The following is an 11,946-nucleotide window of genomic DNA, read 5'->3' on the forward strand; positions in this document are numbered from 1 at the left end:
ACAAAAAGGCGGAAAGGCAAAGAGTTAAAAAGCGATTTAGCAATTTTACGATTCTGCAATTTTACAATCAACACATACAACAATGAAATAATTAACAATGAAAAAAATAAAAATTCTAGGTTTTCTAGCGGCTGGTCTGCTGGTATTCAATGCATGTAATTCATCTAAAAAAGATGATCCGAACTATATTAAAGTGGGAATTACTTCCGGTCCGGAACAACAGATTGCCGAAACGGCTAAAAAAGTAGCCAAAGAAAAATACAATCTTGACGTGGAGCTGGTTTCTTTCAATGATTATGTAGTTCCCAATGAAGCTTTACATAATGGGGATATTGATGCCAATGCATTTCAGCACGTTCCTTATCTGAGTGAGCAATCCAAACAGAGAGGCTATCAATTGGCTGTTGTAGGAAATACATTTGTCTATCCTATCGTAGCCTATTCCAAAAAGATCAAAAACATCAATGAGCTTCAAAACGGAAGTACTGTGGCTATTCCTAATGATCCTACCAACGGCGGACGTTCCCTGCTACTTCTTCAGAAAAACGGATTATTAAAGCTAAAAGAAGATGTAGGGTTATTACCCAAAGTCACAGATATTACAGCTAATCCAAAACAATTAAAAATCCTTGAAATTGAAGCACCACAATTACCAAGAGTACTGGATGATAAGGAAGTGGTTCTGGCTATCATCAATAATAATTTTGCAGCCCAGGCAGGATTGGATACCCATAAGTTCGGAATTTTAAAAGAAGATAAAGATTCTCCTTACGTGAATGTAGTGGTATCAAGACATGATAATAAAAACACCCAAAAAGTACAAAACTTCCTGAAAGCCTATCAGTCTGAAGAAGTCCTGAAAAAAGCCGAAGAAATTTTTAAAGGCGGAGCAGTGAAGGGATGGTAGAAATGATGAGTGATGAGTTATAAACGATAAGTGATAATTGATAGGTGATAAATGATGAATGATGATGCTTATTACTTCAAACTCATTACTCACAACTCATCACTCTTAAAACTTTATTGTTGATTTTTTATTTTCTCAATTTGAGATAATAAAATTTTTACTTACTTTTGTTATCCAATCAATAAAAAGGTTTTTATGCTAAAGAAAACTGCCATAGTAAGTCTACTCACCCTTATTTCTGTTTCTTCAATGGCTCAAACTACTCCCCTGCCCGTTTACCTGGATGATTCTCAACCTGTTGAACAACGCATTCAGGATGCTCTTTCCAGAATGACCCTGGAAGAAAAAATTGCCATGCTTCATGCCCAATCCAAATTCAGCTCCGCCGGTGTTCCGAGATTAGGAATTCCGGAATTCTGGACTACAGACGGCCCTCACGGAGTCCGCCCGGAAGTGATGTGGGACGAATGGAACCAGGCGGGCTGGACCAATGACTCTATTATCGCCTACCCTGCTTTAACAGCTTTATCAGCTACCTGGAACAAAAACATGTCCTGGAAATACGGAAAAGCATTAGGCGAAGAAGCCCGTTACAGAAAGAAAGATATTCTTTTGGGACCGGGAGTGAATATTTACAGAACTCCATTGAATGGAAGAAACTTTGAATATATGGGGGAAGACCCTTTTCTGACTTCAAAAATGGTTGTTCCTTATATCCAGGGAGTACAATCCAACGGAGTGGCTACCAGCGTCAAGCATTTTGCTTTGAATAATCAGGAAATGTTCCGTCACACGAGCAATGTGAATATTGATGACAGAGCACTTTACGAAATTTACCTGCCTGCTTTTAAAGCTGCCGTAACTGAGGGTGATTCCTGGACGATCATGGGCGCTTACGATATGTATAAGAACCAGTACTCTAGCCAGAATCAGTATCTTTTGAACGACATTTTGAAAGGAGAATGGAAATATAAAGGAGTGGTAGTTTCCGACTGGGGTGCCGTAAACAATACCGAACAGGCTATCCATAACGGATTGGATCTTGAATTCGGAAGCTGGACGAATGGCCTTTCTGAAGGAAATTCCAATGCTTATGACAATTATTACCTGGCAAAACCCTATTTGAAATTGATTAAATCCGGAAAAGTAGGTACCAAAGAGCTTGATGATAAAGTAACAAGAATACTTCGCCTGGCGTATAAAACCACGATGAACAAAAACAAGCCTTTCGGAAACATTGCTTCTGAAGAGCATAAAGCAGTGGCGAAGGAAATTGGAGAAGAAGGAATCGTTTTATTAAAAAATCAAGGAAATATTCTCCCGATAGACGTCAACAAAGCAAAGAAAATTGCGGTTATCGGGGAAAATGCCATCAAAATCATGACCGTTGGTGGTGGTTCATCTTCATTGAAAGTAAAATACGAAACATTGCCATTAGACGGAATTAAGACAAGATTCGGAAAGCAGGCGGATGTACAGTATGCAAGAGGTTATGTGGGTGACATCGGCGGCGAGTACAATGGCGTAAAATCCGGACAAAACTTAAAAGACGACCGCTCTGAAACCGAACTATTGAATGAAGCCGTAGAGCTGGCCAAAAAATCCGATTTCGTCATTTTCGTAGGAGGATTGAATAAAAGTGATTTCCAGGACAGTGAAGGAAACGACAGAAAAAGCTATGGACTTCCTTACAACCAGGACCGTTTGATTTCTGCACTGGCTAAAGCGAATAAAAACCTTGCCGTAGTAATGGTTTCCGGAAATGCTGTTGCCATGCCATGGATTAAAGAAGTTCCATCGGTTGTTCAGGCATGGTATTTAGGTTCCGAAGCCGGAAATTCACTTGCTTCTGTTTTAGCAGGAGATGCGAATCCATCCGGGAAATTACCGTTTACCTTCCCTGTGAAGCTTGAAGATAATGCGGCTCATCAGTTAGGAGAATATCCGGGAAATAAAGAAGAATTGGCTGCCGGAAAAGGAAAAGACCAAAACAATCCTATCAACATTGCATACAACGAAGGAATTTTCGTGGGCTACCGTTGGCATGATACGAAAAAGATCAAACCTTTATTCAGTTTCGGGCATGGCTTGAGCTATACCACTTTTGAATTCGGAAAAGCTAAAGCGGATAAAACCGTTATGTCACAAGAGGACAAGATCACTTTTACCGTTACTGTAAAAAATACCGGGAAAAGAGCCGGTGCGGAAGTAGCACAGCTTTATATCAGCGATCCGAAATCATCGGTTCCACGTCCTGCCAAAGAATTGAAAGGTTTTGAAAAAATATACCTCAATCCTGGCGAACAGAAAGAAGTAAACTTTACAATCGACAAATCTGCTTTAAGCTATTTTGATGCAGATAAGCACGATTGGGTAGCTGAACCGGGAGACTTTGAAGCACAGATCGGAAATTCTTCTGATGCCATTAAAACCAAAGTGAGATTTACGCTGAAATAAGATCATCATAATCAAAAAAAGAGCCCGTTTCCGGGCTCTTTTTTATACTTCTACAATTAATTCTTTATCATATCCATTATACTTTTCATCAATATATCCATGGGGATTGCAAATAATCTCCGTTTTCCCTATTTTGTATCGGCAAGGAGTATGAATATGTCCATGAATCCAATACAATGGCTGATGTTCTACAATAAAATCCTCAAGGTTGGAGGCATACGCTGAAGTTACAGGATCATTCTTAAAATGTTCAGGAACAGATTGTATACTCGGTGCATGATGGGTAATGACAATATTCTTCAGATCTTTTGAATGGGTAAGGCTTTCTTTTAACCATATTCTTGAAAGCTGATGAATTTTAAAAATATCAATGGTTCTCATTTTGGAATAAGAAGGATCTCTTTTAATCTTTTTGTAATCGTTCATTGCTGATTGACAGATCATTCCGTACTGCATCGGATCCCCGAAAATAGAAAAGTCGGTCCATAAGGTTGTTCCGTGAAATCGTATTCCGTCAAGGTCTATAAAATTGTCTTCAAGAACAATCACATTAGAGCCAATAGCAGCTTCTTTTATTTTGTTCAAAGTTTTCGGATAAGAGCCTTTGTAATATTCATGATTTCCTAAAACATATAAGACAGGTTTGTCCGGGATTTTTGATTTGATCCATTCTACTCCCTTCGTTCCCAGGTTGACATCCCCAGCCAAAACCACAACGTCTGACCGATCAAAATTTAAATCGGTATAGCCAAACTCCTGGTGCAAATCGCTGATGATTTGAATTTTCATGAGGCTAAAATAATTATTTAATCAACTTCATTACTCATAACATTTTAGAGTTTCTCTATAAACTCACATCCGTACTCAAACTTTTCAGCTTCATTACATAGCTTAATAATTCCATTGGTACAGTGGGTATTGATGTATTTTACAACCTCTAAAGACGGATGTTTTTTCCTTCCTAATCCATGATTGATGATATAAACAGGAAATTCATGTAATCCATTAGGCTCTGTGCGATTCCAATTATTTTCTGACCCATGATGTGGTACCTGGAAATAACATATTCTCTTCCAATAAAATTTATAATAATCTTTTAGTTTTTCAATAGAAGCTAACCTTTCCAATTCAATATCTCCTGTTAAAAGAGTTCCGCAGCAGTGTGTTGGTAAGCTTCGCCAATAAAAATCATGAACATATGTAGAGTAACAACAAATCATCTGATCCGGATTAGCAGTGTTGTTATAAGGGCCATGATAGGTAACTAAAGAAGTGTTATTAAGATTTGTAAAATAACTTTTATAAATCTTCTCCAATTCTTTAAGATACTTCTTTTCAAATAAATCGGAAATGGAGAGATTTTTACTTTTAATTAATGTATCAATCTCAGTGCTTACCTTTTCCACCAGCAAAATCTCATCATACTTCTCCAGATAAAATACAAATTCCCAGTACGGAAGCCAAACTCTGTATGGCTTTTTCAGAAACTTTACATTTGGATCTAAATACCTCTCTTTATTTTCTTCATTTCTCTTCACCCAATCTTCTATCTCTTCGTCGTCGTAAAGGTCCATCTGCAGGATTAATTTACCTGGTGTAATGCCGTCTTCCGGAGATACGCCTTCCCGATTGATTAATTGATCTGAGTCCTGGTTATCATTTGGGCCTCCTACAATGATAATTCTTTCGATATTATAATCTCTTGCATAAAGGTATGTAACGGGATCTTTCAAGAACTCAATATAATCATCATCTGTACCATCGGCCGTCAATGCCAAAATTAAACGTTCAATCGGTGGGTAATAAGGAATGATCAAATTTTTACAAGTCAATCCCCTCAGCAGTTTAAAAACACCATTCACATGGTCCTTATGAAAATGAGAAATCATGAGCAAATCTAATGGATTTCCCGCCATCATGGTTTTATAATCTTCGATTTCAGATAGTAAAAAATGTTCTGGAGAATTCGTTCCACAATCATACACGAGGTGAAATTTTGCTGCATCAACATGTATTATTCCTGAGTAAAAACACCCCTGTCCTATCGGATGAAATTTAAATTCTGCGTTTCCTATCATTCTTATCATTTTCTAAAATATCACTGCTTTTTGATCACAGGTAAGCTGATCCCCAATTTATATACGTGATGATATGCTTTTATTTCTTCTTTCATCGCCAACAGATAGGCAATACTCAAGTTTATTTTCTCATTTGCCGCCAGAGGTTTCGGATATATAATAAGACACGGAATTTCTTCCCGAATTGCCTCAGGAGATTTTTCTTTTACGGTTTTCAGCCTTGCATATCCTGCTACCTGCCGAATATCATTATGAATCTGCCCATAATTATAATGCAGCTTATACTTGGTGTCCACTACCCACTTCTCTTTTTCTGTTCCTATTAAAAAATCAAGGGAATTACCATAAGTAGAAAACTGATAGTTAAAATTTCCGGCTGATAAATCCGGATTATCTTTTAAAAATTGGGCATATACATAGAGTTCAAACATTTTGGGCATATCAATCCAAAATGGAGGTGTAGAAATTATTTTGTCCGTAGTTTTCGTGATGTTATATGAAAATCTTTTTAATATCTGTTGTCCCAGTTTGATGGCATCTTTATATTCCTTGAAAAACGGATTATATTTTAAATGCTTTGTATCTTGTACATTCACCTTATTGCTGACGTGATCAAAAGCTGGACGGATGTAATTGATGATCCATGAAATATTCTTTTTATTCTCAAAATATAACATATTGTTTTCTATGTATTGCAAACAGAATACAAACACTTTCTTCAGGAACTTATTTTCTATGGAATCTTCTCCAAAAACCTCATAGGTACAAACGGTATTGGAAAAACGGTTCCTAAAGATATTTTGCTTGATCTGCTTTTCCACCAGGATTTTGCCTTTCACCTTACTTCTGAGATTTTCTTCAACCTTGTAATAGGATTTTTTTAATCCTTTTTTCACAATATTCTGCAAAAGTTTCAAAAAACGGACAATTAAAAATGGTGTAAGCCTATCCTGCTCCTGAGTAATAGAAATCTCAGAAGCTTCCCAATCAATTAAAAGCAAATGATCTGTATGTTGGGCCACATCAACATGGGACATTATCTCCATCAGCATGCTGATATAGTCTACTTCCCATCTATATTCATCATTTTTTACCAGCTGTTCCGCCTTTTCATCTATTTTTTTTATTTCTTCCTCTGTAATATGTTCCCTTTCTTCAGAAATAATTGCATCAAAAGATGCAATGACCCCCGAATTGACCTTAGGTTCTACCTGGATATACCTTGCTTTTTCTTCACAGATCCAATCAATCCCTACAAAATAATTAGGTTCAAGAAGGATCTCATCATTTTTACTGTTGATCTGAAAGCAATGATAATCTTTGTTCTTTTCTCTTTTGAATTTTCTGGGCTCAGTTTTTTTTACATATTCAAAGGTTTCCCTGGAAAACACAACAGAAACGGTTTCTTCACAAAAGTTTCCATCAGTGTCATTTTCTGAAACTTTAACCGTAATTTTTCCCTTTGTATGTTCCTTTAAAACAATGCCCATTTATAAATGCTCTGTTATAAATTCTTTTATCGGTTTATTTTCATATTCCCCGATTAAGATGCCGTCTCTTTCATATTCCAATAGAATGGGCTTTACTTCATATTCCATTTTCATTCTGAAAAGTTCATCTCTTCGGATCTCATCGGGTGCATCAGATTTCTTTACGATAAAATAGCTATGCCCAATTTTTACACTTTCAATTTCAAATTCCCGGCTTACATTATCTTTATTGAACAATGCCGATATGATATTGAAACCGGTTGTATTGAAATAAATCTTGTCATCATCCTGCAAATCTCTTGGAGGAATATTCACAAATGCAAATCTCCTTCTGATGGCATAGTCGATATGTCCAACGCTTCGGTCTGCGGTATTCATGGTACCAATAATATAGAGATTAGGTGGAATAATCAGCTCATGATTATCATCACTCTCATTTTTTAAGGCATATACAGAATTAACGGCTTCTCCTCTATATTCCAACGCATAAATAAGCTCACCTAAAACAGAGGAAAGATTAGCCCGATTAATCTCATCAATAATCAGTACATAGTCTGAGTAAGGATTTTCATTAGCTTCTTTTGCCAAGCTCGCCAATACTTTATTTTCCACTTTGTATGCAATGCCTTTATCTGTAGCGTCTGCAATAATTCCTCTTACAAAATCTTCATAAGTATAACTTGGATGAAATTGGATAATAGTAGGTTCTCTCTTAATGATTTCAGCTTCTGAGTTCCTCATAATCACTCCATCCTGATTAAGGCTAAAGGTTTTAAACAGAAAAGCCATAAAATCTAATGGAGTAGCCTTAGAATTAAACTTACTTTTTAATTTGATAAATTCCTCTCTCAGGATCCCGTTAAGCTCTACTGCCGATTTTCCTTTATAATCCCTTCCCAATATCTTCACCGCATTTTCCAAGGCCTTTTTACCATTGATCGGAAAAAATTCTTCAGGATAATAAGAATTCAGCACTTTTAATACAAAGCTCTCACCATATAATTGCAATGCAGTTTCTATATCTTTATTATTGATCAGCTTATCCAATACATTCATCAGTTTTGGAAACAAAGTATAGATTCGCTCATCAGATTTCTTAACTACATAATCTTCCTCTGAACGCCCATAATAAATAACATAATTTCCAGACTGCCCCGGAGTGAATTTCCCATACCGTTCCAACCCTCTTTCCAGCCACCAGCAAAAATTAGTTCTGTTCCCCTTTCCTATGCAATAATCGTCCAGTTCCATATTCTGAAACTGGTCCTTGGGGAAGGCCTTTTGAAATTCCTGCAGCTTTTTCTCATAACCTGCATTATCGGCAGTCTGCTCGTTTTCATCTTTGAAGAATTTTTCAATTAAAGATTTGGGAGTTACGCCTTCTTTTCCAGTATTTAATATGGTATCAGCGATCTCTTTGGCCAATTTTGTTTTACCTGTTCCCGGAGGCCCTTGAAGGATGATCTGCTTTTTATATTTTAGTAATTCTATACTATTTTTCATTTTTTCCGTATGATGTATATAAGACAGCCACTGCTTAATAAAACTCAGGGTATCCGTATTATTATATAAAGGGGTTAAAGTACCATTAAACCCGATTTGTCTGTTTTTTTCCTTAAAAGATAAAGAATCATCCAGGTCTTTAAAATAAGACAGGACTTTAATCCGGTAATTGATCCCAAAGTCTACCCCGTTGATCTCTTCCGGGTCTGTAATTTTATGGACGACTTCTACCAGACAATGAGGGTAGCTTCCTTTGTGAATCAAAAGGACATCGCCATGATTCAGTTTTTCGAAACCGGGACCGGCGTAATCAATATGAGACGTTATTCTATTGTCGGCGATTACTTCGTCAACATGATTTTTTTCGGTTTCACCGTGTCTGATTTGTAGTTTATAATATCCTTTCATCTGATCATATTTATAGAATTTCTATTCTATCTTCAAAATGGGACAACAGCATTCTTTCCAAAAGCTGAATGGCTCTTGAGTCTGCAAATTCACTAGTTCCGCTTGAATGCATCGCAAATTCCAGAATCCCCTTTTGATCATCTATCTGATATTCAAAATAGAAATGATCTTTGTACTGATCGCCTTTATGGGAGATGATTTGTTTGGTGTCATCATATTCCCAGCTTCGTATTTCGTTCATTATAATTTTGTCATTGATATCATCCCTCAGCTGTTGAGGGTTTTTAGTGGATACTTTTACAATATTCATGGCTTTAGTTATTTTTTATTAGCAAGTTCTTTAGATCTTCATTGATCATGCACAAGCAATCCCCATCCTGAACATGGAAATCTATTGCTGATAATTTAGCATTTGATTAAAAGAAAGATCAAGCGTTTTGAGAAACATCCTTTCATAGGACATTGAATAGAGTGGTTGAAATAATTTGTTTCATGGTGTTTGATAGTTTTAGAACACAAGTATAAGAATTTTTTTTAATTCATTATTACGGGAAAACGCAATAATGATCCCTTGTTCAATACATTATTTTCTGACTTCAACCCTATAGTATGATAAAATATTCCTTTTTTGCCTATGATCCAATACCTAAATTTAGGTAGAAATAATTACCCTTTTTTCAGGATTGATATTTCTCTTATCAGAGAATAAATTTGTAATACCAAATCACAAAATGTTAATTACATACTAAAACAATTAAAAAAAACCTAAAGAGCATCACCCAAAAAGTTGTTAAAAAAATAATATATAATATTGGTTTTTGAATATGTTTCGGTATAGATCATTATGCCACCACAGCCACCCGATGGGTGGCTGTGGGTTTTGTATTATCATTGGTATACATTATAAATAATCATTTTATAAATATTATTCATAAAAAAACTTAGCAGTCTTTTTTATTGTTTAATAAGTGTTATGGTTTTCTTTTCTGGAAACGTCTGTGTAAATGTATTTGGACATTCACCAACTACAATATCCATATCTGACAAATAAGATATAGTCATTTGATTTGGAGTAGCAGGCTTTACACGTACATAAACAGTCCCAGAATTAATACATCCTTTTTGATATGGTCCGACAAAATATGCCATATAAGCTTTTAAATCAGGTTGAAACCCTAAACCAGAAAAACTTGTCTTTTTATCATCTAACTCATTAAAGTTATCAAAAATAGTTAAAGGAAAATTTCCAGGTATTGTTATTCTTGCCCTGCCAACTAATTTATCTCTTTTCATGCCCGAATCATCATAAAGCCCCTTTTTAAAATTAAGTTCATAAGTTTTTCCGTCGTATGTTCCTTTCCAAGTTCCTACATATTTATCCAACGAATTGTTGATGTCTTTTGCATATGTATATTCAGGACAATTGGAAATTAGTACACATTGAGCTTCTGTTTCCAAAGAAACTATTTGGGATTGACAAGAAATTGCAAATGTAGAGAGGACGAGTATTAGTAGATTTTTCATTTTATTAAAATTTAGTTTGGACAATTTGTTTCTGTTATATCTGTTTTATCAGCATTTAATTTAATTTCCGTTGTTATTCCATCTGCATTCATTCTATATAAAGTTATACCTTTTAAGTTCATCTTTTCATCAATATATTTTAAAAATTTAAATTCAAGTTTTTTTGAATCTCCCAGAAATGCACGTGTATATTCTTTATAAGGTTCTCTATGAGAGTTCAATTGTTCATCAGTAAAGGTTTTAATTTGATATTGGTTTCCAGTGAACCTAAGTTGATAGTTTTTCATACTGGAAATCATAATACCATAAACATCGCCAAGTGGATGTCCGTTTGTTTGTGCATTCTGAACAAGATCCATGAAATACCCTACATCCGCAGGAGACGGAATTTTAATCCCCAACCTTATTCCAGTATCTCCATTAGTTTCGGTAAATTCAAAATCATTGACATGGGTATGTGCAAAGCCTTTGACATAGGTATTTGTAGCAACCTCTGGCAAGCTTAACGAATTGGCTTGATCAGTAGCACTGGCATTATCTTTATATACATAATCTCCACCCCATTTTTGAATATACCCTGTTTCCTTTTTCAACCCCGTTTTATCTTGTAATGTATCCATTCTTTTTTTGAATTCATCATCATTTCTTTGCTCTTTTATTTTCTCACAAGGGGTTTTGGGATTCTCACCCAAATTTGGTAGCGTTGGAGTTCCAATTGGGCAGCCATTTATATCCGTCAATCCCGGTTCTGGATTTGAAGGAATGGTAGAGGTATCACATGGAGGAGCTGTAGCACCACCGCCATCACTTGTATTTCCACTTCCACCGCCACCGCTACTACTTGTACCACCATCAATAGGTGTACTAGTAATAACATCATCCTGTTCTTCCCAACATCTGAAAGATGTTACAAAATAAGCATTCGGTTTAATAGTTGCTGTACAATTATCCCAATCATAGGTGTTATATTGATTGTGTACATGCTCACTACATTCCTGCCAAACAATTTCATTGATATATCCGCAAGCTGTTTTAGCCAATTCTCCACCTCCATTGTAGGTACCCTTTGTAAGTTCTACAGTCTTTACTTTTTTGGGATCTATTACCTTATTTTGAAGGTAAGCTATCTTTTCCTGTTCTGTAAGATTGTAAGTTACTAAAAGTTCTCTGTAGCTCCCATCTGGAAGAGGGACTAACAATAAATTTTCCACAGGTGCATCCGTAGGAGCATTTTCTCTGTTGATTCTGAAAGTATAGGTATGGTAGTTCGGGCCGTTTTCAATATAGATCACATTATCTGTACCAATAGAAACTCCATTTCCATAATTTACTACTTTCCCTGAAGCATCTGTTTTCATGCTTTTAAGCCCTATTTCTGCCTTACTTAATTCAGAAACAAGTTTTGATTTGTGTTTACTTTCGTTTAAAGAAATGGTTTTTGAAGTAAGATTGAATTTTCCTGTATTGTTGTAGGTGTCTTGTTCCGGGAAATGGTCGTTCCGGCAGGAATACAGAACGATTAAGAGGATTACCAATAAAAGTAACCTTGAAATAAAATTTCTTTTCATTTAATTTTGTG

General features: G+C 35.8%; 9 protein-coding genes. 2 read left to right on the forward strand and 7 right to left on the reverse strand.

Features of this window, described 5'->3' with window-relative positions; translation table 11 throughout:
- Positions 1-97 precede the first annotated feature (97 nt).
- Together metQ and EGI05_RS04845 are read left to right on the forward strand one after the other, a co-directional pair.
- Positions 98-907 (forward strand): methionine ABC transporter substrate-binding lipoprotein MetQ, encoded by an 810-nt coding sequence (gene metQ / locus EGI05_RS04840; RefSeq protein ID WP_123261919.1) that lies wholly within the window; start codon positions 98-100, stop codon positions 905-907.
- 195 nt (positions 908-1,102) lie between these two features.
- Positions 1,103-3,364: a glycoside hydrolase family 3 C-terminal domain-containing protein gene (locus tag EGI05_RS04845; protein WP_123261920.1), complete on the forward strand. Its 2,262-nt coding sequence runs from the start codon at positions 1,103-1,105 to the stop codon at positions 3,362-3,364.
- Between the two features lie 42 nt (positions 3,365-3,406).
- Here EGI05_RS04845 and EGI05_RS04850 read toward each other — a convergent pair whose 3' ends face one another.
- From EGI05_RS04850 to EGI05_RS04880, 7 genes are all read right to left on the reverse strand, one after another.
- Positions 3,407-4,153 (reverse strand): metallophosphoesterase, encoded by a 747-nt coding sequence (locus tag EGI05_RS04850; protein WP_123261921.1) that lies wholly within the window; start codon positions 4,151-4,153, stop codon positions 3,407-3,409.
- A gap of 44 nt (positions 4,154-4,197) precedes the next feature.
- A complete protein-coding gene (locus EGI05_RS04855; protein WP_134197363.1) occupies positions 4,198-5,442 on the reverse strand; it encodes a ComEC/Rec2 family competence protein in 1,245 nt (414 codons plus the stop codon).
- 20 nt (positions 5,443-5,462) lie between these two features.
- Complete coding sequence (locus EGI05_RS04860; RefSeq protein WP_123261923.1) at positions 5,463-6,932, reverse strand: 5-methylcytosine restriction system specificity protein McrC; 1,470 nt, start codon at positions 6,930-6,932, stop codon at positions 5,463-5,465.
- The gene (locus EGI05_RS04865) at positions 6,933-8,843 is read right to left on the reverse strand and encodes an McrB family protein (protein WP_228428546.1); all 1,911 of its coding nucleotides are present in this window, start codon (positions 8,841-8,843) and stop codon (positions 6,933-6,935) included.
- 10 nt (positions 8,844-8,853) lie between these two features.
- Complete coding sequence (locus EGI05_RS04870) at positions 8,854-9,153, reverse strand: hypothetical protein (RefSeq protein ID WP_123261924.1); 300 nt, start codon at positions 9,151-9,153, stop codon at positions 8,854-8,856.
- 644 nt (positions 9,154-9,797) lie between these two features.
- Complete coding sequence (locus tag EGI05_RS04875; RefSeq protein WP_134197361.1) at positions 9,798-10,367, reverse strand: DUF6705 family protein; 570 nt, start codon at positions 10,365-10,367, stop codon at positions 9,798-9,800.
- 11 nt (positions 10,368-10,378) lie between these two features.
- Positions 10,379-11,935: a hypothetical protein gene (locus EGI05_RS04880; protein WP_123261926.1), complete on the reverse strand. Its 1,557-nt coding sequence runs from the start codon at positions 11,933-11,935 to the stop codon at positions 10,379-10,381.
- Positions 11,936-11,946: the final 11 nt, after the last annotated feature.

It is taken from the genome of Chryseobacterium daecheongense (assembly GCF_003729955.1).
Classification (GTDB): domain Bacteria; phylum Bacteroidota; class Bacteroidia; order Flavobacteriales; family Weeksellaceae; genus Chryseobacterium; species Chryseobacterium daecheongense.